The following is a 25,549-nucleotide window of genomic DNA, read 5'->3' as shown; positions in this document are numbered from 1 at the left end:
AGTGAAATCGAAGATGTTGCAGCACATTGGATCGGTCGGCTTGGATCCCGCGCTCGGCAGGTTATAGAGCAGTGCCGAGGCATGCCCCAATGATATGGCCGGTCGCCTTTAGCCCAGCGCCTCTCATTGGCAGCCTGTCAGCTGATATGTCGGTGCGATTTGACACCATGTAGTGGCTACAGGGTCAAGACAAGGCTGCACGCATATATGCCGCCTGCTACGAACAAAGCACCCGCGCCGCACTTCAGGAGAAAAGTTCGGCAAACGCGTAGCGTTTTCCTTGACCCTATGGCAGCTACACAGTGCTAGATGAAGCACTAGAAGGGGCTAGCCCAAACTGGCGTGGACCTTGTTGGCTGGTCGCGTCTGGTCGCAGGCATGCATTTCCCGGCAGACGTTTTGGCGGCTTGGGAGGCGCACTTGGGAGTCTGTGCCTTTCTGCGGGGCTATGGCAGAGGCTGCCTTGCGCGTCGGGAACGCTTCCGCCTGCGCTGTTTGGGGTGGCGCACATGCCGCTTAGCGCCGGCGACAGGAAAGCGTTCGCTGAAGGCGGATCTGCCTGTAGTCCTTCGTGGGATCCGCGTCCCTACTCTTCTCCCAACAGCTGTGGTGTCTGATGGGCTGTTTTCGTAAGGCCCTCCAGAATGCCGCAGTCCTTGGCCTCTCGCGACAGACCGCATTGACTGCGCAATTGCTTCAGGTCACGTTCCAATGCCATCAACTCTTGTATGCGGCGCGCCACGTGTCGAATGTGGCCTTCTAGCAGGACGTTGACCTCTCCACAGTCCTCGTGGGGCGCATCCTTGAGACGCAGCAAGGACCGAATCTCGTTCAGGGTCATGTCCAACGAGCGGCAATGGCGGATGAACGCCAACCGCTCAAGGTGCTGGGAAGCGTAGAGTCGGTAGTTTCCAGAGGAACGAGCCGGCGCCGGCAGTAAGCCTTCATGCTCGTAGAAGCGAATAGTCTCCACCGTGGTGCCGGCGGTTTGAGCAAGTTTGCCGATCTTCATGCTTTTCCCCTTTGTTGGGCTCCTGTCTGACGCCCTCCATGCCGGATGGTGTCGACAAATTCAAGTCCGTGCAGTGTGAATGGAGGTTTGGACTGTGCCGTACAGACAATCCGAGCGCCACGCAGCGGCGCTGGCCGGACTCCGAATGTGGACACGAAGGTGCGCGTCAGGTGCGCGCTGTCGGCGAAGCCGGCGAGATGAGCAGCCTCGGTGAGCGTACAACCATCGGAGAGGGTGCGCACCGCACGCTGCAGGCGCAACCAACGCACGTACGCCCGGAACGACAGTCCGCTCGCCTCCGCGAACCAATGCATGAAACGGGAGGACGACAGGCCTACGGCGTCGGCGGCATGTGCGACATGCACGGGTCCCTCCAGCGACGTTTCCAGCCACTGGAGGACCGCAGCCCAACGCGAAGCCTCCGTGGCAGGTTGTGACACATTCGCTGTTTCAGACGGCATTGCGCCTCGCAGCCAGCGGTCCAGCTCATGTTCCAGCATATCCGCCTGCACGGGGCTCGGCGCCATCGTGGCTGCGGGCCGACGGCCAGTAGGGCAAACGCTGTGCATGGTCGGGTCGAGAAACACCATGCGCACCGGGCCGGCCGCTACGAGACGATGCGGCACCCCGGCCGCAAGAAAATGTCCCGGGGCCTGCAATCCGCCCCAGGCCCCTTCGAGGAGCAACATCCCCTGTTTGCTCCATGCCAACTGAGCTGCTTGATGTCGGTGCAACCGACCGGCCTCTATCGGTCCGATGTAAATGGCCCAGCCGCGGCCGATGGTCAGCAGCGGCTGCCTGTCGGATGCTTCGTGTTCATCCGCGGGCTGGGCGTGCCTGCATTCTGCCGAAGAGCTCATGGAACACGATCAAGGCAGCACCGAGTGTGATGCCGATGTCAGCCACATTGAAGGCCGGCCAATGGTACGAACCCCAATGAAGATCGATCCAGTCGACCACCGCTCCGCGTGCGACCCGGTCGATCATATTGGCCAACGCGCCGCCCAAGATCAGTCCGTAGCTGATCCGCTCGGTATCGGTGGTACCAGTACGCCGAATCATGTACACAAGGAACGCGGAGGCCGCCAAGGCAATTCCAATGAAAAAATATCGCTGCCAGCCCCCCGCGCCGTGCAGAAAACTGAAGGCGGCACCTCGGTTCAGCACATGCACGACGTTGAGGACGGGCAGCCAGTCGAGGCTTGCACCGTAGTCGACCCAGGCCACGATGGCTACTTTCGTCCCGATATCCATCGCCACGATAAGGGCCGCCAATACGAAACCCAGGCCAATGCTGCGATCAGCCCGCATGGTGGTCACTCTCAGTGGAGGGGCTGGTCCCCAGCAGGCGCAGTCCGTTGAACACCACGGCCAGGCTTGCGCCCATGTCGGCAAGAATCGCGAGCCACAGGCTGGCATGGCCGGTGAAGGCCAGCACCATGAAGACCGCCTTGGTACCGATCGCGAAGGCGATGTTTGCCTTCAGCACGCCACCCACCCGGCGCGACAGCTTGATGAACTCAGGCAGCTTGCGCAGGTCGTCCTGCATCAGCGCCACGTCGGCGGTCTCGATCGCGGTGTCGGTGCCAGCAGCGCCCATCGCAAAGCCGATGTTCGATTTGGCCAGCGCGGGCGCATCGTTGACGCCATCCCCGACCATGCCTACCGGCGCCTTCGCGCCAAGCTCTGCGATCGCAGCCAACTTGTCGTGCGGCAGCAGGTCGCCGCGCGCGTCGGTGATGCCCACCTGGGCGGCCACCGCTTCCGCGGTCTTGCGGTTGTCGCCGGTAAGCATCACCGGCTCTACGCCCAACTGCTTGAGCGCCGCTACCGCACGCTTGCTGCTGTCCCGGACCGTGTCGGCAACTGCCAGGACACCCAGTGCCTGCTTATCGGTGGCAAGCACCACTGCTGTCTTGGCCTGCGCTTCCAGGCTCTCCAGCAGCTTGCGGACCTGCTCGCTGGCCACGCCAAGCTCATTTGCCAGGCGGTGGTTGCCGACGTAGTAGGTCTGGCCGTCGATGTCGCCCTTGACGCCACGGCCAGCCAGAGCCTCGAAGCGTTGCACTGAGGCGTGCGGCTTGTCGCCGTAGGCGTTGACGATAGCTGTGGCCACTGGATGTTCGGACAACGCATCCAGGCTGGCGGCAATGCGCAGCACTTCCGTCTCCGAGAGCGCGCCCGTCGGTACCGTATCGGTCAGCGCCGGGCGGCCGTGCGTAAGGGTGCCAGTCTTGTCCAGTGCCACCGCGCGCAGCAGACGCCCTTGCTCCAGGTACAGGCCACCCTTGACGAGGATGCCACGCCGCGCGGCCGCAGCCAGGCCGCTGACGACCGTCACCGGTGTCGAGATCACCAGGGCGCAGGGACAAGCAATCACCAGCATCACCAGCGCCTTGTAGACCCATTCGAACCAAGGCGCCCCAAAGAACAGCGGCGGGATCACGGCAATGGCGATCGCCAGCGCAAAGACAGAGGGGGTATAGACGCTCGCGAAACGATCAACGAAACGCTGCGTCGGCGCGCGCTGGCCTTGGGCTTCCTGGACCGAGCGCGCGATACGGTCGAGCGTGGTCTCTCCCTTGCGCGAGTGCACTTCGAATTCCAATGTGCCGCGCTCATTGATCGTGCCCGCGAACACCGTGTCGCCGGGGTTCTTTTCCACGGGCATGCTTTCGCCGGTGATGGGCGCCTGGTTGATGGCTGATGCGCCCGACACCACGACCCCATCCAAGGCGATACGTTCGCCGGGACGAACGCGCACGACGGCTCCAAGCGGCACTGTCTCGGCCTTGACCTCTTGCCAGCGACCGTCGTCCTGGCGGACGAGTGCGGTTTCCGGCGCCAGGTCCATCAGCTTGCGAATCGCGTTGCGCGCCCGGTCCAGGCTTAGCGCTTCGATCATCTCCGCGATGGCGAACAGCCAGATCACCACGGCGGCTTCCGGCCACTGGCCGATCAAAGCGGCACCGATGACGGCAATCGTCATCAGGAGGTTCATGTTCAGTGACAGCGTGCGCAGCGCGATCCAGCCTTTCTTCAGGGTCTCGATACCGCCCAACGCAATGGCCGCCAGCGACGCGGCCACCACCGGCCATGCCGATTCACCCATCCCGGCGAATGTGAGGACTTCCGCGCCAACCGCCAGCACGCCGGCGGCCCCCATGCGCAGCCACTCCGCCTTCGAAATGCCGGTGCCAAAGTCCCTCGTGACTGCGGGGGCAGGCCGACTATGGTCGCGCAGCACCGGCTGCATGCCAAGTCGCTCAATGGCCGCTGTGATTGGCACCTCGTCCTTCAGCGAATGGCTGACGGTCAGGGTCCGGCTCATCAGGTTGAACTGCAGGCTGCTGACACCCGGCATGCCTTCCAACGCCTTGCGCAGCAGCGCCTCTTCGGTCGGGCAGTCCATCTTTTCGATCAAGTAGGTGGCTCGTCCCTTGGAACTTGCCCCTGCCTCGCGCTCGACCGTGGCATGCATGCCGATCTCGCGCAGTGCGCCGAGGACCGGTGCCGGATCGGGCAGGCGGTGTTGCACCTCCAGTCGGCGATTCATCAGGTCGAAGTCGAGGCGTTCGATGCCCTCCACCTTGCCTAGGCGCTTGCGGATCAAAGCTTCCTCGGTGGGGCAGTCCATGTTTGTGATCAGGAACTGCGTGGTATTGCCCGTGGCTGCAGGGACGAAGGAGACGGGGGGCGTGCCGCAGGGACCGCAGGCAGTCTCCGTTGTCGCTGCGCAATTCGCGCCCGGAGGAGTTGTGTCTTCGCCCAGCCTTGCCTGCATGCCGATCGATTGCAACGCCGTCAGCAGGGGTTCCACCGAGGACAAGGTGTGGACGACAGACAGCTGGCGTGCGGGTAGGTCGAACTCGAGCGACCGGACGCCGGCCAACGGCTCCAGCCGCGCGCGGATCGCCGCCTCTTCGGAGCGGCAATCCATGTTTGGAATCGTGAATGTGTCTTTTGACTCTTCTAACGCAGCGCTCTGGCTGCCGGCGCAGGATCCAGCGCACGCGGATCCGCAAGCGGCGTTGCCCGCGGCTTCGCCGTCGTCCTCCATCGATGCTTGCATGCCGATCTCATGGAGGGCCTCCAGCAACGGCCCCGGGTTCGGTAGCCCATGCCGGACGGTGAGGCGGCGCTGGGGAAGGTCGAACGAAAGGGACTCTACCGCTGGCAATTTGGCAAGCCGTGCACGGATTGCCGCTTCTTCGTTGCGGCAATCCATGTTGGGAATGCGGAAGACGGATGTCGCGCCGTTCAGGTCCTCCGCCTTCTTCCTTTCTTGAGTTGATCTCGCATCACTTTCGGCATGGGCTTGGTCGAGTTTCATCATTCGCCTCTTTCTGTATATGTCAGAATTTCACACCCTAAAGTAGATACAGAGTCAAGGGCTCTGCCTCCTGGTCGGAGGTTAAGTTGCCTCGGAACGGGCCTTTTCCTCATGTTCTGTCGCGTCAACCAGGATTTCACGACCTCCGTTAGCGGCGATCGCAGATACCACCAGACCCAGAACCAGGTCTGGCAGGTTGGAGCCCGACCACATCACGAGCGCTCCGGACAACACAATGGCCAGATTCACAATCGAGTCGTTGCTGGTGAATATGGCGGAAGCCTTGAAGTTGACGTCTTCCCCGCGGTGGCGTTTCAGTAAGCGCAAGCAAATAATGTTCAGCGCCGCATTGATCGCTGCCATGACCATCATCGCCGGCCCCAATGGCGCCTCGCCGCCAAAGAACCGGCGCAGGACTTCCACGCATAGCATCAGGGCCAGCCCAATCAAAAGCCACCCCGATAGCCGCGCTGCCCGCACCTTGATGGCTCGCGATCGGCCGACGGCGTACAGGCTGACGCCATACACCAACGCGTCGGCAAGGTTGTCCAGAGCCGCACCAAGCACCGCCGTGGACGCCGCCCAAAGGCCCACGCCCATACCTGCCAGACATTGGCTGACATTAATCAGTAGTACCAGCCACAGAATCCGGCGGTCGGCCGCCTGACTCGCGTCGAGGTCAAGGCGTTCTTTGTCGGGGAAGTGGTCGTTCATGCAACTCCTTTGTTAACCCGCCTGTTTCCACAGAAGATCTGAGTAATTTCACACCCCGTACCTGCTATAGAGTCAAGACGTCGCCCGCACACAGCATGTTTATTCAAGCTAGCTGTCTGTCGCTTGGAGAAACTGGAGGAAATTGAACTCTGGAGTCGCAATGACAGCGCGTTCTGTGGTGCGGTACGGCGCCTATCCGACCATCATGGCCCTGGTAATCACAGGGGTTTCGGTCGCCCCATCCCACGGCACGCCGCTGGCTTGGCTGGCGTTGTGGGCCGCCGCCGGGCTATTTCTTGTTGCTTGGCTGGAGCGCATTGTCCCGTTCGATGCACGGTGGCAAAAGCGGGATCTCGACTTTCCGGCGGATGTCGCCCATGCCGTTGTGAATTTGGCCGTGATGCACGGTGCCGTGCTGGGGTTCGTGGTGCTGCGGGAAGGAACGGGTTGGCCCAAGCTATGGTGGCCTGCGGAATGGCCATACTTGTTGCAGGTATTACTCGCAGGGGCGCCACTGGACCTGTCGCTGTATGCCGTCCATCGGCTCAGCCACCACTACGGCTTTCTGTGGCGGCTGCACAGCATTCATCATTCGTCGCGGCGGCTCTACTGGCTAAACGGGGAACGCCGCCACCCGCTGCATGCAGCCCTGATGGCGGGTCCGGGCTTACTGGTCCTGGGCATACTAGGCGCGCCGGCCGAGGTAGTGGCCGGCTGGTTCGCAATCCTGGCGGTCCATCTGGCATTCCAGCATGCCAACCTGGACTATAGCCTGGGGCCGGTGCGGTATATGTTAGGCGTGGCAGAACTCCATCGCTGGCACCATCGGGAGCGCTTCGCGGACGCGCAGGTCAATTTCGGGGAGTTCTGGCTGGTATGGGACCACCTCTTCGGTACCTTCTATCAACCGCAGGCGCCACTGGGCGCAATCGGCATCGAAGGCGACCCGGTGCCGCACCGCTACGGCGAGCAACTGATTTATCCGTTTGAACGACCGGATCCGCAAGTTCGTCTGGCCACCGAAGACGTCTCGCAGGGCCGCGATGCTGATGTCTAAAGCCGCTCTCGTTGGTGAAACCGGCTCGCAAGCTGCATCCAGCATGAATGCTCAGGTGGGATCTGACAGGACTATTTGCGCCGTCTTGAAGTTATGCGACGTCGCGTGGACGAACCTGATCTGTCATTCTCGAGGCCGCGCTTGATGCGCATCTGGCGACGAAAATGCCAGGCAAGCGAACCTGTAGCACACACCGTGAACGCCACGGCAAACACGATGACAACGATGACTTCACGTGGCAGGTCGAAGGGTGGGCGGCTCACTGTGGCCGAACGTTCATGGAAAGCGGTTTCGATCCCGACGACGCCATTCGGAGGTCTACCGAAGCGGCGTGACGGAGGATTTTGGCCATGGCAGGCGGCACACTGCCCCGATGCGAGCGGTGGTGCCGCCTGAGTTTTACTTGCGCTGCATGTCCACGACTGTCGGCTTGCCGTCGACCGTGTCGAATACGGCGGTAACCGCATCACCTTCCTTGAAGTCCTTCAACGAAGCGCGATCCTTGACCGGGAACGCCATGGTCATGGCGGACATGCCGAGATTTTCGATCGGGCCGTGCTTGAGGGTAACTTTCCCTGCCTTCGCATCGATCTTCTTTACCTCTGCCGCAACCGGGTGGGGGGCCTGCTTCGTTTCGGCTGACGGCTTCATGTCCATGCCCTTCATATCCATGCCGTCCATCGACCCTGCCGCGAACGCAGCCGGTGTGGCAGCGAGAGCAGCCATGATGGCAAGAGTTTTGACGTATTTCATTGTGATTCCTCCGGGAGTGAGGGGTGGGTGGAAAGTGAGACAGATTCGGCCTGCCGTCTGCGTATCAGCAAGTACACCGCCGGCACAACAAACAGGGAAAGCAATGGCGCGGTGACCATGCCGCCAACCATCGGAGCCGCAATGCGCTGCATGACCTCCGAGCCGGTGCCATGCGACCACATGATGGGAATCAGGCCGGCAAGAATGACAGCGACGGTCATGGCCTTGGGGCGGACCCGCAGCACTGCCCCTTCCTGAATGGCGTCCAGCAATGCGGACACGCTGGTTTCGCCTCGGCCCTCGCGTTCGCTCCAGGCTTGCTTCAGGTAGAGCAGCATGATGACGCCGAACTCGGCTGCCACGCCGGCAAGGGCGATAAAGCCGACAACCCCCGCTACCGAAAGGTTGTAGCCCAGCAAGTAAAGCAGCCAGAATCCGCCGATGAGCGCCAGCGGCAGCGTGCCCATGATCAGTAGCGCTTCATCGAGACGGCCGAACACCAGGTACAGCAACACGAAGATGATCAGCAGCGTGAACGGCACCACCACCTTCAGCTTCGCGGTGGCCCGCTCCAGATACTCGAACTGACCCGACCAACTGAGGGAATAGCCCGCTGGCATCGGGACCGCCTTGGCCACGGCGGCCTGCATGTCCTGGACGGCCGAACGCAGGTCACGTCCGCGAATATCGACGTACACCCAGCCCGACAGGCGGGCGTTTTCGCTGCGCAGCATCGGCGGTCCTTGCACCATCTGGAGGCGCGCCACGTCGGACAGCGTGATATGCTGGCCACGGTCGGTGACAATGGGCAGGCTGCGCAGTTGTTCCACCGAGTCGCGGTAGTCCCGTGGATAACGCACATTGATCGGAAAGCGCGCCAGCCCGTCGACCACTTCCCCGACGTTGTCGCCACCGATGGCCGAGGACACGATGCTCTGGACATCCTCGATGTTGAGCCCATATCGCCCGGCGGCCATCCGGTCTATGTCGACATCGACGTAGCGCCCGCCGGACAGGCGTTCGGCGAGTGCAGAGGTGACGCCCGGCACCGCCTTGACAGCATCCTCGATCCTCGTGGCCAGTCGGTCAATTTCCTTCAGGTCGGTGCCCGCCACCTTAATGCCGACCGGGCTCTTGATGCCGGTGGCGAGCATGTCGATGCGGTTGCGGATCGGCGGCACCCAGATATTGGACAGGCCGGGCACCTTCACCACGCGGTCGAGCTCCTCCACCAGCTTGTCCGTCGTCATGCCGGAACGCCACTGGTCGCGCGGCTTGAACTGGATGGTGGTTTCGAACATCTCGATGGGCGCCGGGTCGGTCGCCGTGTCGGCGCGGCCGGCCTTGCCAAACACGGTGGCTACCTCGGGAACGGTCTTGATTAGGCGGTCGGTCTGCTGCAGCAACTGCGCTGCCTTGCCGGTGGACAGCCCCGGGAGCGCCGACGGCATGTAGAGTAGGTCACCCTCATCGAGAGGCGGCATGAACTCGCCGCCAATTCGCATGATCGGCCAGGCGGTCGCGACGAGCAGAATTGCCGCGATCGCTACAGTGGTCTTCGGGTAGGTGAGCACCTTGGCCAACACTGGCTGATAGGCGCGAATCAGCCACCGACTGAGGGGATTGGACTGCTCCGTGGGGATCCTGCCACGGATCATGTAGCCCATCAGGACCGGCACCAGGGTGACGGAGAGGCCCGCCGCCGCGGCCATGGAGTAGGTCTTGGTAAAGGCCAGCGGCGAAAACAGTCGGCCCTCCTGCGCCTCCAGCGTGAACACCGGAATGAATGACAGCGTGATGATCAGCAGCGAGAAGAACAGCGCCGGTCCAACCTCAGCCGCCGACTCGCCGATCACGCTCCAGCGTTCATGGCCGGTGAGATCCAGGCCGGGCTTATCCGCATGCCAATGCTCGAGATGCTTGTGCGCGTTCTCGATCATGACGACCGCGGCATCGACCATGGCGCCGATGGCAATGGCGATGCCGCCCAGCGACATGATGTTGGCATTGACACCCTGGTATCGCATGACCAGAAACGCGGCCAGCACACCCAGCGGCAATGAAACGATGGCAACCAGCGCGGAGCGCAGGTGGAACAGGAAAACCAGGCAGACCACCGCGACGACGATAAACTCTTCGATCAGCTTGTGGGTCAGGTTTTCCACCGCCCGGTTGATCAGGGCGGAGCGATCGTACGTGGTGACGATCTGGACGCCTGCCGGCAGGCTCTTCTGCAGCGTGGCGAGTTTGGCTTTGACCGCTTCGATGGTTTCCAGCGCGTTCTTGCCCGAGCGCATCACGATGACACCGCCGGCGACCTCTCCCTGGCCGTCGAGCTCGGCGATGCCGCGCCGCATCTCGGGACCAAGCTGGACGGTGGCGACATCGCCCAGCCGCACCGGGATGCCGGCGTCGCTGGTCACCAGCGGGATCTGCCGGAAATCATCGAGCGTCTTCAGGTAGCCGCTGGCCCGGACCATGTACTCCGCCTCGCCCAATTCCAGCACCGAGCCGCCGGTTTCCTGGTTGGCGCCCTTGAGCGCCGTAAGCACCTTGCCCTGCGACAGGTTGTAGGCGCGTAGCCGGTCCGGCATCAGGACGACCTGGAACTGCTTCACCATGCCGCCGAGGGACGCGACCTCGGCAACATTGGGCAGCGATTTCAGCTCGAAGCGCAAGAACCAGTCCTGGAGCGCACGCAGTTGACTGAGGTCGTGCTGGCCGGTCTTGTCCACCAGCGTGTACTCGTAGATCCAGCCGACGCCGGTGGCGTCCGGCCCCAGCGCCGGCTTGGCGGCGCCGGGCAGGCGGGATTGCACCTGGTTCAGATATTCCAGCACGCGGGAGCGCGCCCAATACAGGTCGGTGCCGTCCTCGAATAGCACATAGACAAACGAGTCACCGAAGAACGAGTAGCCGCGTACGGTCTTGGCGCCCGGGACCGACAGCATGGTCGTGGTCAGTGGATAGGTGACCTGGTTCTCGACAATCTGTGGCGCCTGGCCGGGAAACGGCGTGCGGATGATCACTTGCACATCGGACAAGTCCGGCAACGCGTCGAGCGGCGTGCTGCGCACGGCCCACAGTCCCCAGGCGGTCAGCATGACCGTGACCAGCAGGACCAGGAAACGGTTGCGGATGGAAGCAAGAATGAGCCGGGCGATCATGGCTTGGCCCCCTGGGTGGTGCCGGCCGGCTCGACTGCGGACAGGATCGCCAGGCCATCCTTGTCCAGGTGGAAGCGGAACCGGATGCGGTCGCCGGTCTTGAGCCCCTTCGGCAGGCCGGCAGGCGGCGCGGCGAAATCCATGGTCATCGCGCCCCACTGTGCCGAGGGAATCGGCCCGTGCGAGATGGTCAGGCCTTCGCGCGTCACGGCCTCGATGGGCCCGACGCCCTCGTGCTCGGGCGCAGCCGCAGCCGGCGCGGAAGCCGCTGTCGTGGCGCTCATGCGTTCGGCCGTGCCACGCAAGCTGGCTTCCGAATCGATGAGGAACTGCCCGGAGGTGACCACTTTCTGCCCCGCTTTCAGCCCGTCCAGCACCTCGACCATGCCGGCGGCCTCGCGCCCGGTCTTGACTTCGGTTGCCACAAAGCCGGCCTTGCCCGCATCGACCATGACGATGCTGCGCTGGCCGGTGCGGATGACGGACTCCAGCGGAATCATCAGCAATTCCTTCTGATCACCGCTGTCAAACCGGACCGTCACGAACATCCCCGGCAACAGGTGCCTGCCCTTGTTGGGCAGGACAATGCGCACCTTGATGGTTCGCGTGGCCGGATTGACATCGGGCAGGACGGTATCGACCTTGCCAACGATTGACTCGGTTGCGCCGGTCGGCGACACCTTGACCGCCCGGCCCGGAGCGATGGCGTGGGCTTGTCCCTCCGGTACCTCGGCAATCACCCAGACCTGGCTCAGGTCGGCCAGGCGAAACAGGGTCATGCCAGGAGACACAGTCATGCCCTCCCGGACCGCAACCTCTGTCACAAGGCCGTCGACGGGGCTCACAATGCCAAGAGTAGGCTGGAGCTTGCCGGATGATTCGACGGTGCTGACCTGGCCGGGGGTCATGCCAGCCTGCAGCATGCGGGCCTTGGCCGCGCTGCGCAGGTCGGATTGGCCACCCGCGGCCATGCGGGACACGGCAAGATATTCCTCTTGCGCGGCCACCCAATCGGGCGAGTACAGCGTCACCAGTGCTTGGCCGCGCCGGACCGGGTCGAGGGTCGCTTTGACCGCTACGTGCTGGACGAAGGCATTCGTCCGCGCCTGGATCACCTGGACACTGCGCTCGTCAATGGCGACATTGCCAGGTGCCTCGAGCACGGCGCTCATCCGGCTCGCCTTGACCTCAGTCGTGCGGATGCCCAAATTCTGCGCGACACGGCTGTCGACCGTGACGCCGCTGCCTCCGCTGCCTCCGGCATCCCCATCCGCATAAACGGGCACGAGCTGCATGTCCATGAAAGGGGACTTGCCTGGCTTGTCGAAACGCTGGCCGGGTACCATCGGATCGTGCCAGTACAGGATCTTCTTGCCAGTGTTCGGATCGGTGTCGCCTGCTTTGAGCGCAGACGCCGCGCCTGGCGCGGCCGTCTGCGCAGATTGTGTGCCGCGCATGACGCCGAGGTGGTAGGCGCCATAGAGGGCGGCACCGATGACAACGACGCCGGCGACCGCGGCAATGACTGGTTTCTTCATTTGCGTTCCTTGGTGGCTGGCTCGGTCTGCGCGGTAGGCAGCGGGATCAGGAAGGTCAAGTCGGCCCACAGCTTTGCCGTCCTGGCCTCCAGCGTCAGCCGCTCCACCGCTGTGTCGATGGCGCGATGGTTGGCCTCGGCGACGGCAAGCAGCGATCCGGTATTGGCCCGGTATGCCGTGAGCGCTGCCTCCGCCTGCTGATTGGCGAGCGGTAAGGTCTTCTCGTCGTAGCGTTGGAGCCGCTCAAGGTTGCGCTGCAGCTCGGCAAGTTTGGCGCCTACCATGGCCTGGGTATTGCGCCGGATGATTTCGGACTTGGCACGCGCTTCATTGGCCTGTGCCAGCCGGGCAGCGACGTCGCGGTCTTGGCGATTGCCCCGGTCCCAGGGCACCGGGAAGCTGACGTTGATCGACCCCATGTTGGAGAAGGCTGGGCCGCGCTGGCTGTACATCAGCTCGACCGTCACATCTGGTGTCCTGGCCTCCGTTGCCACCTGGATCTCCGACTCGGCCAGGGCCACGTCGCGCCGTGCCGCCGCGATCTCGGGAACCGCGTCGAATTCGTCTTTCGCCAGTTGCTGAATGCTCTGGGGTACGTCGAGCGGCGGGCGCTGCGACAGTGTGCGGTTAGCCGCAGGCCCGACCCAGCGCTGCAGATTAAGCATGGCGGTGGCTACGGCGGCCCGGTTTTCGTCGAGGCGGTCATGCAGCTTCTGGACTTCCAGCTCCATCGCCAAGACATCCGCACGCGTGCCACGCCCGCTGCGATAGGCGGCGGTCGCCGCCTGGAGCGCCAGGTCCAGGGGATGGCCGTGATGGCCTAGCAGGACACCGGTCTGCTCGGCATACCACCGATCGAGCCAGGCACCGACGGCATTCCGTTGCACGTTGGCCAGTCCGACCGCGCGCTGCGCCTCGGCGGCAGTCGCCTCGGCTTCAAAGCGCGCCGCCTTGGCGCGGCGCTTGTCCGAGCGCGTGAATTCCTGCATCACGCTGATGGACCGCATGGTCATGAAATCCCGCGTGAGCGAGAACTGGTCCGGCCCGGTCACGGGGACGTTGTTGAGTCCAAGTTTGAGCACCGGGTCCGGCAATTGGCCGGCGGAAACCGCCATTTGCACGGCTGCCTCGACGGCGCCTCGCGAGGATTCGGCATCGCCGGCGTGAGTGGTCGCGAGCGCGACGGTCTCCTCGAGGGAAAGAGAAGGGGCAGATTGCGCAGCCGCGGCATGCGACACCGCCATGCTGAAGGCAGGCGCGCAAAGCAGCGCCAGCGTCAGGCGACGAGGAAAAAGCATAAAGCCTCCGTGAACGACGACAGCTACCCGAGTCTAGCTGGGCAGCACCGAATGGGCGTCGATCTGGAGGCTACGTTTGAAAACTGCAGTGAAGGATGTTCAGGGGCGGCGGGCCGCGCGCCTCGACCTCGGCGCGCAGCGCGATGCGAACCTCGGCCGTGACCACGCGCGTGGGTTCCACGACGCTCTTCAGCACTGGCAGGAAGGCCGGAAGCTGCGGTGAAACATGGTCCGCGCTCTTGGAATCTGCCTGGCAGTGCGCCAGGCAGAGCGCACTCTGGTCAGTGCCTTGGTCGCTACCGCCAGCCGCCATATCGGCACAGGATTCGGTCATTGCCGCCGTCGTGCCGCTGCCTTCCACCTGATAGCGGCTACCGGTACAGGCGTACGCGGCCGCTGCCAGTTGGACTGTCAGAAACACAACGAGAAGGAGGCCGGCGAACCAGGGATGCCGGCGGACCGAGTGACGCAAGAGTTCTTTGCGGTGGGCGTGATAGTCGCAAGGATACTGTCTTTTGCGGGTAATGCAACCGGACCTTTCGCCCCGGGTCTTCTCGCAACGTGGCCCAAGTTTCCGAAGGATCGTGTCCTTGACCTTCCCACCGGGGCAAGGTCTATCGTTGAGTCATCGAACCCTGGATGCCATCCACCCCGCAGCTTGCTCAAGTTGCGTGTCCGAGACAACAGGGATTGAAGGTAAGGAGCACATCATGAATATTGGACAAGCCGCCGGCGCATCCGGCGTCTCGGCCAAGATGATCCGCTACTACGAAAGCGTTGGTCTTGTGACTTCAGCCGCACGCAGCGCGGGGAACTACCGGGTGTATGGTCAAGCTGACATTCATACCCTGCGCTTCATTGGGCGAGCGCGGGCGATGGGCTTCTCGATGGCCCAGATCCGCGAGTTGCTCGGGTTGTGGCAAAACAAACGGCGCGCGAGTGCAACGGTAAAGGCGATTGCGGAACAGCGAATCCAGGAGCTGGACGCCCGCATTGCCTCACTGTCCAGCATGCGTGACACGCTCCTGTACTTGTCGCGACATTGCGAAGGCGATGACCGCCCCGAATGCCCGATCCTGGATGAGTTCAGCGGCGAACCGCCGAAACATCGAGCGGCAGTACGTGCAACCAGGCAGTGAGCGCGATGACCACGAGCGATCGACAACGGCAATCTCTCGACCCTGCCTCACATCACGCGATGGCAGCAGCGCGAGACGATGAGCACGTAGGGCACGGCAGCGGAAATGCGCCGAATCGACGAGACCATGATTCCACCAGTCACGGCGCTGCCGTCTGTGGGGCCAGTGCACGCGATCCTGTGTGTGGAATGACGGTCATGCGGGATGTGCCATACCAGGCAAGCTATGCCGGGGCACAATACTTCTTCTGCAGTGCCGGCTGCCAGAAGCGGTTCGAGGCCGAGCCGACGCGCTATGTCGAGACACCAAGCGTTTCGGCGCCCGATGAAGGCGAGACGGCGCCGGGCACGACCTATACGTGCCCGATGCACCCCGAAATCCGCGAGGACCATCCCGGGACGTGCCCAAAGTGCGGCATGGCACTCGAGCCGCTCATGCCAAGCCTCGACGACGACCAGAATCCCGAACTCGCGGCGTTTCGCCATCGCTTCTGGTGGACCTTGCCGCTGACGATCGCCGTCGTGTCGCTGGTGATGCTTGGGGACCGCCTCGGGGTGCTGGAGCCCGCGACGCAAAGCTGGGTGGAACTCGTCTTGTCCGCACCGGTGGTCCTCTGGGCAGGCTGGCCCATCTACGTCCGCTGCCTCCAGTCGTTCCGAAACCGCAGCCCGAACATGTGGACGCTGATCGGTCTGGGTACGGGTACGGCGTTCGTCTACAGCGTCGCCGCCACCGTTGCCCCAGAGCTGTTTCCCCGCGCCTTTCTCATGCACGGCCGGATCGCGGTCTACTTCGAAGCCGCGGCCGTCATCATTTCGCTGACGTTGCTCGGCCAGATCTTCGAGTTGCGGGCGCGCTCGCAGACCTCGGCAGCCATCAAGTCGCTGCTCGGCCTGGCCCCCAAGACGGCACGCCGCCTCAATCCGGACGGCAGCGAGGCCGATATTCCGCTCACGCACGTGCATGTCGGCGATCTCCTGAGGGTCCGGCCCGACGAAAAGGTGCCCACGGATGGCGTCGTGAACGAAGGGGCCAGCGCCATCGACGAATCGATGATCACCGGTGAGCCTCTGCCCGTCTCCAAGCGCGTCGGCGACCACGTGATCGGCGCCACCATCAACACCTCGGGCAGCCTGGTGATGCGCTCAGAAAAGGTCGGCGCCCAGACGGTGCTGTCGCAGATCGTGCAGATGGTGGCCCAGGCACAGCGCTCCAAGGCGCCGATGCAGCGGATGGCGGACCGGGTCGCCGGCGTGTTCGTGGTGGTGGTCGTAACCATCGCCTTGCTCACGTTCTTCGCCTGGGGCGTCTTCGGCCCCGAGCCGAGCTGGGTCTTTGGCCTGGTCAATGCGGTGGCTGTACTGATCATTGCCTGTCCCTGCGCGCTGGGATTGGCCACCCCATCCATCATGGTGGCCAGCGGGAATGGCGCGACCAAGGGCATTCTGTTCCGGGACGCGGCGGCCATCGAGCAATTCCGCAAGGTCGACACCCTGATCGTGGACAAGACCGGCACGCTGACAGAAGGCCGTCCGAGTTTTGAACGGGCCTATCGTGTCGATCCGTTCACGGAAACCGAGGTGCTTCGTTTGGCCGCGAGCCTCGACCAGGGCAGCGAACATCCGCTAGCCGCGACCCTCGTCACCGCCGCGCGTGAGCGCGGCCTGGCCCTGGCGAAGGCGGAGGATTTCGCCTCGGACACGGGCATGGGGGTACGCGGCCGCGTCGGTGGCCACCAGCTCGTGCTGGGCAACACCGCCCTGATGCAGCAGGAACAGGTCGACGTTGCACCACTGGCGTCTCAGGCGGATACCCTGCGGCAGCAAGGCGCCAGTGTCATGTATCTGGCGGCAGATCGAACATTGGCCGGTCTGCTTGCCGTCTCCGACCCCGTCAAGGCCAGCACGCCCGAGGCTCTGATGACGCTCAGGCAAGCCGGGGTCCGCGTGGTGATGGCGACAGGTGACGGCGCTGTCACGGCGAAGGCGGTAGCCGGTCGCCTGGGCATCGACGAGTTTCATGGCGAAGTGAAGCCGGCCGACAAGCTGGCGCTCGTCGAGAAGCTGCAAGGGGAAGGCCGCGTGGTTGCGATGGCGGGCGACGGCATCAACGACGCGCCGGCATTGGCAAAGGCCGATGTGGGCGTTGCGATGGGAACCGGCACAGATGTGGCGATGCACAGCGCCCAGATGACCCTCGTCAAGGGCGATCTGCGCGGTATCGCCCGAGCACGCGAACTCTCCGAGGCCACTATCGCCAACATGCGGCAGAACCTGGGCTTCGCCTTTATCTATAACGCGCTGGGTATCCCGCTGGCGGCGGGGTTGCTGTACCCGTTCACCGGCTGGTTGCTGTCGCCGATGATCGCGGCATTGGCCATGAGCCTGAGTTCCGTTTCAGTGATCTCCAATGCGCTACGACTCAGACGCCGCGTGGCGTAGCTATTGTCATGTGTGAATTCGACTCTACCAACCCGTGTCTCCTTGCCTTGCTGCCCAGATCGGGGGGCTAGACTAGGACAAATGCTGGCGTGATTCATGAAGCATAGCCGCAGCCCCTTCACTCGCTTGCTTGCGCTGCTGTTGTTGGCCTTGTGCGCTGACCATCAACAGGACGGTCGGCACTGGGCCGACAGCAACGGTCACGGGCCCGATCTCGGTGTCTTGCCGACTATGGCTGGGCTTGAACACGTTCTGCCGCCCACGCCATACACCTTCCGCATCTTCCACACGGCTGACAGCGCGAACAACTCGCCTGGTCCGGTCTATCTCGCAACGGCCCGCTTGCGCATCTGATCTATCCCTACGCGTGGCCCACTTCGGCCACGTGCTTGACTTTGGTGGCTCTACCCGAGCGTGGGTGCTCTGACCCGTTGCGGTTGAGCCAGACAAAACCGAATACTGGGGAAGATCATCATGCATTCCACTCTCAAGACTCTCGTTCTCATTTCACTCGCCGTCGCGACCGCGCAGGCGCTCGCGGGTCCCGACTGGGACGTCATCAATCGCGCGCGCACTGCAGCGCAACACCCTGCGGCGACCTCCAGTACATCAGCCTCTCAGGCATCGATGTTGGCGCGCTGCAATGCAATGATGAAACAAATGGATTCCCAGTCGACCGGCGGCGGCAGCCCGATGGGGCCTTCCGAGTCCAAGTGACTGAGGGTGCTTCGGCCGACCAGGCAAAGCATGCATCCGTGCAATCCGGCCTCTGGCATCCGCCCTGAGGGAGCCGGACTGACTGTCTGCCCGCCCACTTGTCTGGTACTGGATTGGCGCGTGGTCATTGAATCGCGATCGATAAGGAGATCGCCATGAATACGAAATCACTAGTAGCCGCAACCCTAGCCGTGGTGATGCTTGGCGCCAGCGGCTGGTCCGCAGCGGCCGGTGCAACCCGTGGCGCCGAAAGCGCCAAGACGGGTGCACAGGACAAGGGGCACGACATGATGATGGACCACATGATGGGCGGCGGCATGATGGGAAGCTGCCCGATGATGGGCCTGCCACCTGGCAACGAGAAGCTTTCGATGCAGATGCATGCGGACATGATGCAGGCGATGGGCGAGATCATGCGCAAGTACGCGGACAAGATCCAGACGCCACCGACGAAGTAAGGACGCTGTCCAGATCCGAACCATTTGAAAAGGAGTACCACCACCATGAAATGCAATCCGAAAGCAATGATCACCGCAGGCATCGCTCTGGCGGCAATGCTGGCAGCCGCCTATGCCCTATTGCCGCCGGTCCGAGCGCTTGTCCTGGGTATTGGGCCGTATCTCCTGCTCTTGATCTGCCCATTGTCGATGTGGCTGATGATGAAGAGCATGAGCGCGCAGGACGATCAAGTGGGCGGAATGACCGAGCAAGCGCCAAAGCAGAAGCCCCATCCATTTCGAATCAAGGAGTGACAGGACGGCAGAGCAATTGGCACGCATGGCGGACGCGTACCCGGGCCGCCAACGAAGAGAGAGGTAACACGTGAACAAATCGTTGATATGGAGAGTCCTCTTGATCGTGTTCGCCATCATCGGCGTGCTGCATCCTTTGGCGCGGTAGGCATGCTCGTGATGCATCAACGCATGATGGGCGGGTTCAGTCTTTGCTAGCCCGGGTGCAAGCTGGGGAGCAGCGCCTGAAGTAGACGGGCAAGTGCGTGCCCTCCTGCCATGGCGAAGCAAGGGGACTCGGCAACCTTGTGGGAAATTGATGCTTGCAAGGCAGGAAGAGCAAGACCTGGCCCACCGCTTCGCGGCGGACTATGAGGCGTATCGCAAGCGGGTGCCCGTGTTCTTGCCGGGCCGCTGCCAATGGGCGCAGCTATTGGGCAAGCTCTGGGAGTGAGCGGTTGGGCAGCCAGTCACGTTGCTGGCCACATGCCCCCCCGGGATTGGAGTAAATCGCCATGAACAATCCGACGGCAGACACACAGAGCGCACGCCAGCGCCGATTGCTTCTGCTGGCCACCGGCGCCATGGGAGGCGTAGGCCTGGTCGGCGCCATGGTGCCATTCGTGGCCAGCATGGCGCCAAGCGACGCCGCAAGGTCGCGGGGCGCGCCCGTCGATGTGAGGCTCGGCGCCGTGGAGCCAGGGGGACTCGTCACCGTCGCCTGGCGCGGCAAGCCCGTCTGGATACTGCACCGGACCCGCGACATGCTGGCGCGTCTGGGCAGGCACGATCGCCTGTTGAGCGATCCCCTGTCCCAGAAGGACCAGCAGCCCGCGTATGCGAGTAATGCGACACGCTCGCTCCGCCCGGACTTCTTTGTGGCGGTAGGCATCTGTACCCATCTGGGATGCGTACCGACCTATCGCCCGGACGTCGGCGCGGCGGACTTGGGGGATGACTGGCCTGGTGGCTTTTTTTGCCCTTGCCATGGTTCCAAGTTTGACCTGGCCGGCCGCGTGTTCCGCAACGTCCCAGCGCCGCTCAATCTGGAGATCCCACCGCACGCGTATCAAGGCGAAACCCGTCTGGTGATCGGCCAGGATCGCAATGGAACCGGATGATGACTTACCCCGACAGTGCACTGCTGATCGTCCAACCCTGCGTTGTCAAGGAGGCGCCCATGAGTACCATATGTGTTATTGCCATCGTGCCCTCTGAGCTTTTGGAGAAGCTGGAGAAGCGCCTCGCAACCGTCCACGCGCCCGGATTGACCGCAACGAAAGTCAAGGGGTACGGCGAGTATCGGAATTTCTTCTCGAGCGATCTGACCACCCGTGCACACCAAGATCGAGATCTTCGCGGAGGAAAGCGACGTCGAGGCCATCACCAAAGCGATCATCGAGGTAGGACAATCCACCGTGCCAGGCGCCGGGATTGTGGCGGTAATCGCCGTCGAGAGGTTCTTGCATCTACACGTTCCCCCGGGAGCGTCAGTGGATACAGCCGAATGACCCGAATCGGCTGGTGCGTTGGGTGCCGGCGGGGATGAGCGCCCATGAATGCGGCGAGGCACAGATCGGCCGCAGGGCCAGATAACGATGCCCGTTGAACGGAGTTGCGGCGGCACGTGGCACCGGTCGGAATGCAAGTGGCACGAGCCGCGGCATTGCGTGGCCGGTAATTCAGTTCCAGAGGTGGGCTATGCAAACTGGCATGGCAGTGGCGCGTACGGGCGACACCGGGCGAGTATGGCGCTTGGCTCCGGGGCAATTCCTCCTGGGGCTGCTCCTCGTCACGTGGCTCTGTATCGCGGGCGCCGCTGGCGTTTCCCGCGCCGTGGGCGAGGAAGATCTTCTGCCGCCTGAGCGGGCCTTGCGCTTTGCGGCCCGGCAACTCGACGAACACGCCATCGAGGTGCACTTCGACATCGCGGACGGCTATCACCTCTACCGTGAGCGATTCGCCTTTGCTGCCCGGCCGGCAGGGGTGAAGCTCGGTACACCTGTGCTTCCACCAGGGCAGGTTAAGTACGACGAGGCGTTTGGCAAGGAGATGGAGATCTACCATGGTGGCGTCAAGATTCGCGTGCCAGTGGAGGTCACTCCTGCGGATGGCGAATGGACGCTGGTCGTGACATCGCAAGGCTGCGCCGACAAGGGAATCTGTTATCCACCGATGGAGAGCGTATACAAGGTGGGCGGCAGCCCGCTCGGCGGGCCTATTTGATAAGCGCGAGGGTGGCACGCCAATGGCGATGCTTGTGCCACCGACTGCAGTAACCTCTCCCGGAGCGGGCGAATACCAGGGCGGGCATGCGATACCGGAGATCGTGCCACATGGCGATGACGGCGACCGCATCATTCGCGCGCTGACCAGCCACCAGCTTGGGGCAATCGCGCTGCTCTTCCTCGGCTTCGGCCTGCTGCTGACGGTCACGTCGAGCGTGCTGCCGATGGTGCCGATCCTTTGGTCCATCGTCGTGGGCGAGCACGTGACACGCAGCCGTGCGCTGATCATCTCGCTAGACTACGTGCTCGGCTCGGCGGTAGCCTATGCCGGCGTCGGCATGGCCACCGGGTGGCTCGGTGAGAGGGTCTTGACAGGGCTGCTGACGCCCTGGGCGCTCGGGGCCTTCGCCACGTTGCTCGTGGCCCTGGCGCTATCGATGTTCGGGCTCCGCGCGCTGCTGCGGCAGCCCCGATCGACGACATCCGCACAGCAGCTGGATCGTCGGGCTGCCGCAGCACTGGGGGCGATGTCCGCGTTGGCCGTCGCGCGCATCATGCCGGCGCCGCTATCGAGCACGCTCGCCTATCTCGCACGAACCGGTGATGCCATGACCGGAGGCGGTGCGTTATTCGCATTGGCGATCGGCATGGGGTTGTCGCTGGTGCTGGCCGGCGTCGCCGCCGGCAATCTCCCGCCGCGCGCCGGGCACTGGCTGGAGGTGACCAAGCGTTGCCTTGGCTTTCTGCTGCTGGGCGAGGCGAACTTGGGTGATCACCCCGCTATTGCCACCCTGGGCCGTGATGGCAACGTGGGCCGCTCTGCTGCTGATCGCCGCAGTTTTCCTGGGCGCCTTCGATTCGCTTGGCCCCAAACCGCATGGCGTGGCCCGGCTGGGCAAGGGCCTGGGCCTGATCGCCGCGCTGGCGGGAACCATCCTGTTGGTCGGGCTGGCGTCGGGCGGGCGGGATCTGCTGCAGCCTCTGTCGCACCTGCGCACTCGCCAGTCGTCGCCAGCCACCGCCGCCGACCACGCGGTGGTGCACTTCGCGCGGATCCGCTCGGTGGCCGAGCTCGACGCACGTCTGGCGCAGGCCGTTGCGGCCCGCAAGCCGGTACTGCTCGATTTCTATGCCGACTGGTGTGTCAGCTGTAAGGAGATGGAGACGACTTTCAGCGATCCCGGAGTTCAGACGCAGTTGGCCGGGGTTGTCGTACTTCGAGCTGATGTGACACAAAACAACGCCGACGACAAGGCGTTGCTAAAGCGCTTCGGCCTATTCGGGCCGCCCGGCATCATCTTGTTCGGCGCCGATGGGCGAGAGAGCCCGGTGCGGGTCATCGGCTATCAATCCGCATCGCGTTTCCTTGATAGCCTCGAGCGCGCCTTCGGTAAGGAAGGCAGGCCCTAAGGATGACATCACCGACTCCAACCCGCGAGGATAACGGCACAATCCGAAAAAAAATGGGCTATGCAGTGCGCCACTGCGATGGTGAGTCCGGCGTGCTCGTCGCACTCGGCAGCAGCCGATGGGCGTAACGTGCAATCGGAAAATCGAAAGTACCACGCAAATTGATGCCTTCCAGACGAGTCGGCGCAATCTGGCGCAAATCCTCGGCACGCATGGATTCGCCGCCGATGGCCTCAATCGCGTCCAGCGCGCGCTGCATGTGCAGCGTGTTCCAGGCCATCACGGCATTGGACAACAAGGTCAGAGCCGACGACACCGCCGCCAGCGACGCATCGTGCCGGGTCAATTCCAACGGAATCTTGCCATAGTGGATGGCCCGCTGCACCGTGTGGACCGCCTCGCCGCGGTTCAAGGCATGCTGCATCTCATGGCGGAACGCGGGATTGGTGAAATAGTCGATGAGGAAGATCGTGCGAAACAGCCGCCCGAGATGCACGCCAGCCTCATAGATGGGTTGACCTTTCGCCGCTGCACCGAAACGCATCAGGGCCTGCACTGCCGTACATTGCCCCGCTTTGCACCGATGCCGCGATCCGGACCAGTTCGTCCCAGGCACGTTCGATCAAGACCAGCCGGACATCCGCGTCCGCCACCGCAGCCAATTCCGCCGGTATCTCGTGATCCCTGGGCACATGCAGGCGGCGATCGCGCAGGTGGGCAAGCCGCGGGCAGAGATCGAAGCCAAGTAGCCGGGACAGGCTCATGGCGAAATCGGTGTAGCCATGGGTATCGACCGCTAGTTGTGCCACGTCTTCCGATCCGCTCTGGCGGATGACGCCCTCAATGGCGACACCGGCCTGCCGCTCGTTCAGTAGGATCGGCTGGTCATAGAAGATGCCCCAGCGGTCCCGGACATGCGTGTACATACCGATCGATGCCGTGCGCCGGCGCGGATCAGCCCGTGCCCGCCAGACTGTGCGCGTGGTCTCCAGCGACATCATGTCCGACGACGCCAGATCGGCGCGCCCCCAGTGCTGGGCGATCGGGTGCTGATGCATGAAGATCAGGACGGCATCGGCGGCCTGGCGCAGTTTGCGCTCGTCCGCGATGCGATGCATCATTTGCCGGATCGCGCTGGGCGACAACTCCGGCACCATCCGTGCGAGGTCCGCCGCCGACATTGAGGTGCCGTGCGCCAGCACTGCAGCGTAGATCATCAGCAGCTCGCTGCGCGAATGCGGTTCCCGACCCAGCAGGAGCCAGCTGAAGTGGGTGCTGCTGTCAATCTCCAGCAGGATTTCGGGCAATTGTCCACCGGGGTGCCGCTCGAACAGCGCGCGTCGCAGCGCCTCCACAGAGGCTTCCGGTTTCTTTGCCGTGAGCGGATCGATATGGATGGCGCTATCAATGTTCAGCTCCCCACGCTGGACTGCATCGCGCAACCTGGCGAGCCCCGCGTCCAGGTGCGCCACCACAGGATCGAGGAACGCCTTGGCGTCCTGCGGCAGCTTGAGATGACCGTAGAAATGGTTACGCCGGGCTTGCCAATCCTCTTTGGAGATGAGTAGGGCCGCCTGACTGCGGAAGGCGAAGCTGTGGTCCAGGAAGACCGAGCCATTGCGCAGCGCCACCCGCAGGGCAAACAGCGTCCCCCACTCGAAGGCGGCCAGGGCCCGCTTGCGATCCAAGCCCTCTAGTGCTGGCTGCCAGGCGCGTCCCAATCGAACCATCACCCGATCAGGGAGCCAGTCGGCCCTGCGCGCATAGAGCTTGCGCAGTACCTCCATTGCCTCGATCACCGGGTGGGCCGACTGTGCCGCAAATGGCAGATGAACCAGTCTGCCCAGCAAGGCACGGGATAGCCTGTGTCGCGACAGGAGTTGCGCGCGGATGAGGCTGGCACGGCTCGCTAGATGCTGACCAGCTGCCTCGTCAGCCAGATTGCTCAGTTGCTGACAGAGGGCATCCCTTGTCTGCGTCTCGTCTGCGACCAGCGCTTTGACGGCGGCAGCGAATTCCCCCAACTTGGTACCTGGGTCCGGTCGGCCCGCGTCAATTAGGCGTCCGGCATCGTTGACGCATTTGCGAATCCAGTGCCGCAGCATGGACGACAATTGATCCGTGGCCGCGCATAAGGCATAGCGTAAAAAGCAAGCCGATTCCAGGCGGCGGGACTGTTGCGCGACCCGCTTGCTGACCGACGCCGGGCGGTTGGCACAGCGCCGCGCATAGTGCCGCACCACCGCCTCATTGCAGGCTGCCGGCCAACCGCTGTGGATGCCCAGCTTGTACAGGCGGTCGATCTTGTCGAACAACTCGCCCATCTGATGGGTCGAATTGCGTAGCGGGACAGCCCACAGCCATTGTTGTAGGCTCGGCCGGTCGTTTTCTGGCCGCGGTAGCAGGGCACCCCACGCATCGAGGGAAACCTCGCCGTAGGCCTGCACCAGCGCGTCAGCCAGGGCCGACTCGAATGCCTCTCCGGCCTGGCTGATCAGCCGCTTCAGCGCTCGGTCATGCGGAATCAGGATGCGATGCTCGTAGAGCCAGCGCTTCAACTCGTGCAGCAGGTCACTGCGGCTCGGTTGCCCTGCCAGCCGCTCCTTGAGCCAGCGCGTCACGTAACGTCGCTGATGCTCTGCCATCGGGCTGAACCCCAGGGCTTGGTAGGCCAGCATCTGATGGTCCACCAAGGTATCGGTGCGCCCGTCATACAGCGCGCTCAGCGTGCCCATGTCCGGCGGCGTGATGCCGAGTTGCGCGCCCACAAAGGCCCAGAGGAATTTTGGCACCTGCTTGTAGGCATCGAGGGTGCGCCCCGTCATGCGGACAAAGCCAATGTGAACGGCACAGGCCAAGCGGTACAAATGGCTGCGCCGCGCATGGATCAGGGCCCGCTCTTTGGCGGAGAAGGTGAAGAACGTGGTAAGCTCAAACTCGCTGAGTTCGCGCGGAATCTGCCGCATGCCCAGATACGCCAGTTGCCAGTGATCCATCGCGCTCTCCCAAGC

At 63.4% G+C, this 25,549-nt stretch carries 19 protein-coding genes and 2 pseudogenes; 9 read left to right on the top strand and 12 right to left on the bottom strand.

What is annotated here, in order from left to right; genetic code table 11:
* Positions 1–586: 586 nt before the first annotated feature.
* From cadR to KZ686_RS24965, 5 genes are all read right to left on the bottom strand, one after another.
* Positions 587–1,012, bottom strand: coding sequence for a Cd(II)/Pb(II)-responsive transcriptional regulator (cadR, locus tag KZ686_RS24985; RefSeq protein ID WP_053821795.1), 426 nt, complete (start codon positions 1,010–1,012; stop codon positions 587–589).
* Positions 1,009–1,872 (bottom strand): helix-turn-helix transcriptional regulator, encoded by an 864-nt coding sequence (locus KZ686_RS24980; RefSeq protein WP_082371465.1) that lies wholly within the window; start codon positions 1,870–1,872, stop codon positions 1,009–1,011. Before KZ686_RS24980 ends, cadR begins: the two co-directional genes overlap by 4 nt.
* A complete protein-coding gene (lspA, locus tag KZ686_RS24975) occupies positions 1,829–2,323 on the bottom strand; it encodes a signal peptidase II (protein WP_053821794.1) in 495 nt (164 codons plus the stop codon). The genes KZ686_RS24980 and lspA overlap by 44 nt, the downstream gene beginning before the upstream one ends.
* The gene (locus KZ686_RS24970; protein WP_170265910.1) at positions 2,313–5,348 is read right to left on the bottom strand and encodes a heavy metal translocating P-type ATPase; all 3,036 of its coding nucleotides are present in this window, start codon (positions 5,346–5,348) and stop codon (positions 2,313–2,315) included. Before KZ686_RS24970 ends, lspA begins: the two co-directional genes overlap by 11 nt.
* A gap of 78 nt (positions 5,349–5,426) precedes the next feature.
* Positions 5,427–6,059 (bottom strand): cation transporter, encoded by a 633-nt coding sequence (locus KZ686_RS24965; protein ID WP_053821792.1) that lies wholly within the window; start codon positions 6,057–6,059, stop codon positions 5,427–5,429.
* A gap of 160 nt (positions 6,060–6,219) precedes the next feature.
* Here KZ686_RS24965 and KZ686_RS24960 point away from each other — a divergent pair, with 160 nt between their 5' ends.
* Entirely contained in the window at positions 6,220–7,116 is an 897-nt protein-coding gene (locus KZ686_RS24960) for a sterol desaturase family protein (RefSeq protein ID WP_082371464.1), read from the top strand.
* Positions 7,117–7,515: 399 nt separating this feature from the next.
* Here the strand turns inward: KZ686_RS24960 and KZ686_RS24955 are convergent, their stop codons facing one another.
* From KZ686_RS24955 to KZ686_RS24935, 5 genes are all read right to left on the bottom strand, one after another.
* Complete coding sequence (locus KZ686_RS24955) at positions 7,516–7,869, bottom strand: copper-binding protein (protein WP_053821791.1); 354 nt, start codon at positions 7,867–7,869, stop codon at positions 7,516–7,518.
* Entirely contained in the window at positions 7,866–11,036 is a 3,171-nt protein-coding gene (locus KZ686_RS24950; RefSeq protein ID WP_252253950.1) for an efflux RND transporter permease subunit, read from the bottom strand. The genes KZ686_RS24955 and KZ686_RS24950 overlap by 4 nt, the downstream gene beginning before the upstream one ends.
* On the bottom strand, positions 11,033–12,574 hold the full coding sequence (locus tag KZ686_RS24945; protein WP_265633966.1) for an efflux RND transporter periplasmic adaptor subunit: 1,542 nt from the start codon (positions 12,572–12,574) through the stop codon (positions 11,033–11,035). The genes KZ686_RS24950 and KZ686_RS24945 overlap by 4 nt, the downstream gene beginning before the upstream one ends.
* Entirely contained in the window at positions 12,571–13,872 is a 1,302-nt protein-coding gene (locus KZ686_RS24940; protein ID WP_062799363.1) for a TolC family protein, read from the bottom strand. The genes KZ686_RS24945 and KZ686_RS24940 overlap by 4 nt, the downstream gene beginning before the upstream one ends.
* Before the next feature lie 70 nt (positions 13,873–13,942).
* A complete protein-coding gene (locus KZ686_RS24935; RefSeq protein ID WP_062799365.1) occupies positions 13,943–14,344 on the bottom strand; it encodes a hypothetical protein in 402 nt (133 codons plus the stop codon).
* Between the two features lie 238 nt (positions 14,345–14,582).
* On the opposite strand from KZ686_RS24935, the gene cueR reads away from it, so the two are divergent.
* From cueR to petA, 7 genes are all read left to right on the top strand, one after another.
* Positions 14,583–15,011 carry a Cu(I)-responsive transcriptional regulator gene (gene cueR, locus KZ686_RS24930; protein WP_062799367.1) on the top strand — a complete coding sequence of 143 codons (429 nt, stop codon included), beginning with the start codon at positions 14,583–14,585 and terminating at the stop codon, positions 15,009–15,011.
* A gap of 197 nt (positions 15,012–15,208) precedes the next feature.
* Positions 15,209–17,452: a heavy metal translocating P-type ATPase gene (locus KZ686_RS24925; RefSeq protein WP_407648578.1), complete on the top strand. Its 2,244-nt coding sequence runs from the start codon at positions 15,209–15,211 to the stop codon at positions 17,450–17,452.
* A 96-nt stretch (positions 17,453–17,548) separates the two neighbouring features.
* Positions 17,549–17,806, top strand: coding sequence for a hypothetical protein (locus KZ686_RS24920; protein WP_062799371.1), 258 nt, complete (start codon positions 17,549–17,551; stop codon positions 17,804–17,806).
* Between the two features lie 120 nt (positions 17,807–17,926).
* A complete protein-coding gene (locus KZ686_RS24915) occupies positions 17,927–18,169 on the top strand; it encodes a hypothetical protein (RefSeq protein WP_116359830.1) in 243 nt (80 codons plus the stop codon).
* A 155-nt stretch (positions 18,170–18,324) separates the two neighbouring features.
* Positions 18,325–18,627, top strand: a complete 303-nt coding sequence (locus KZ686_RS24910; protein WP_062799373.1) for a hypothetical protein — start codon at positions 18,325–18,327, stop codon at positions 18,625–18,627.
* Between the two features lie 45 nt (positions 18,628–18,672).
* Positions 18,673–18,921, top strand: a complete 249-nt coding sequence (locus tag KZ686_RS24905) for a DUF2933 domain-containing protein (protein WP_062799375.1) — start codon at positions 18,673–18,675, stop codon at positions 18,919–18,921.
* Between the two features lie 494 nt (positions 18,922–19,415).
* Positions 19,416–20,021, top strand: coding sequence for a ubiquinol-cytochrome c reductase iron-sulfur subunit (gene petA, locus KZ686_RS24900; protein WP_062799377.1), 606 nt, complete (start codon positions 19,416–19,418; stop codon positions 20,019–20,021).
* Between the two features lie 162 nt (positions 20,022–20,183).
* Here the strand turns inward: petA and KZ686_RS24895 are convergent, their stop codons facing one another.
* On the bottom strand, positions 20,184–20,369 hold the full coding sequence (locus KZ686_RS24895; RefSeq protein ID WP_170265909.1) for a hypothetical protein: 186 nt from the start codon (positions 20,367–20,369) through the stop codon (positions 20,184–20,186).
* Positions 20,370–20,601: 232 nt separating this feature from the next.
* Between KZ686_RS24895 and dsbD the strand changes: the two are divergent.
* Positions 20,602–22,538 (top strand): annotated as a pseudogene (gene dsbD / locus KZ686_RS24890) (protein-disulfide reductase DsbD).
* 58 nt (positions 22,539–22,596) lie between these two features.
* Here the strand turns inward: dsbD and KZ686_RS24885 are convergent.
* Positions 22,597–25,534 (bottom strand): annotated as a pseudogene (locus KZ686_RS24885) (Tn3 family transposase).
* Positions 25,535–25,549 lie beyond the last annotated feature (15 nt).

This window comes from Cupriavidus cauae, assembly GCF_026210475.1.
GTDB lineage: Bacteria > Pseudomonadota > Gammaproteobacteria > Burkholderiales > Burkholderiaceae > Cupriavidus > Cupriavidus cauae.
The sequence above is the reverse complement of the archived record's forward strand: the minus strand, read 5'-3'. Positions and strand labels throughout refer to the sequence as shown.

Excerpts from the sequence above, each read along its gene's own strand:
- cadR (WP_053821795.1), bottom strand. The coding sequence starts at position 1,012 with ATGAAGATCGGCAAACTTGCTCAAACCGCCGGCACCACGGTGGAGACT.
- KZ686_RS24980 (WP_082371465.1), bottom strand. The coding sequence starts at position 1,872 with ATGAGCTCTTCGGCAGAATGCAGGCACGCCCAGCCCGCGGATGAACAC.
- lspA (WP_053821794.1), bottom strand. The coding sequence starts at position 2,323 with ATGCGGGCTGATCGCAGCATTGGCCTGGGTTTCGTATTGGCGGCCCTT.
- KZ686_RS24970 (WP_170265910.1), bottom strand. The coding sequence starts at position 5,348 with ATGATGAAACTCGACCAAGCCCATGCCGAAAGTGATGCGAGATCAACT.
- KZ686_RS24965 (WP_053821792.1), bottom strand. The coding sequence starts at position 6,059 with ATGAACGACCACTTCCCCGACAAAGAACGCCTTGACCTCGACGCGAGT.
- KZ686_RS24960 (WP_082371464.1), top strand. The coding sequence starts at position 6,220 with ATGACAGCGCGTTCTGTGGTGCGGTACGGCGCCTATCCGACCATCATG.
- KZ686_RS24955 (WP_053821791.1), bottom strand. The coding sequence starts at position 7,869 with ATGAAATACGTCAAAACTCTTGCCATCATGGCTGCTCTCGCTGCCACA.
- KZ686_RS24950 (WP_252253950.1), bottom strand. The coding sequence starts at position 11,036 with ATGATCGCCCGGCTCATTCTTGCTTCCATCCGCAACCGTTTCCTGGTC.
- KZ686_RS24945 (WP_265633966.1), bottom strand. The coding sequence starts at position 12,574 with ATGAAGAAACCAGTCATTGCCGCGGTCGCCGGCGTCGTTGTCATCGGT.
- KZ686_RS24940 (WP_062799363.1), bottom strand. The coding sequence starts at position 13,872 with ATGCTTTTTCCTCGTCGCCTGACGCTGGCGCTGCTTTGCGCGCCTGCC.
- cueR (WP_062799367.1), top strand. The coding sequence starts at position 14,583 with ATGAATATTGGACAAGCCGCCGGCGCATCCGGCGTCTCGGCCAAGATG.
- KZ686_RS24925 (WP_407648578.1), top strand. The coding sequence starts at position 15,209 with ATGCGGGATGTGCCATACCAGGCAAGCTATGCCGGGGCACAATACTTC.
- KZ686_RS24920 (WP_062799371.1), top strand. The coding sequence starts at position 17,549 with ATGAAGCATAGCCGCAGCCCCTTCACTCGCTTGCTTGCGCTGCTGTTG.
- KZ686_RS24915 (WP_116359830.1), top strand. The coding sequence starts at position 17,927 with ATGCATTCCACTCTCAAGACTCTCGTTCTCATTTCACTCGCCGTCGCG.
- KZ686_RS24910 (WP_062799373.1), top strand. The coding sequence starts at position 18,325 with ATGAATACGAAATCACTAGTAGCCGCAACCCTAGCCGTGGTGATGCTT.
- KZ686_RS24905 (WP_062799375.1), top strand. The coding sequence starts at position 18,673 with ATGAAATGCAATCCGAAAGCAATGATCACCGCAGGCATCGCTCTGGCG.
- petA (WP_062799377.1), top strand. The coding sequence starts at position 19,416 with ATGAACAATCCGACGGCAGACACACAGAGCGCACGCCAGCGCCGATTG.
- KZ686_RS24895 (WP_170265909.1), bottom strand. The coding sequence starts at position 20,369 with ATGCAAGAACCTCTCGACGGCGATTACCGCCACAATCCCGGCGCCTGG.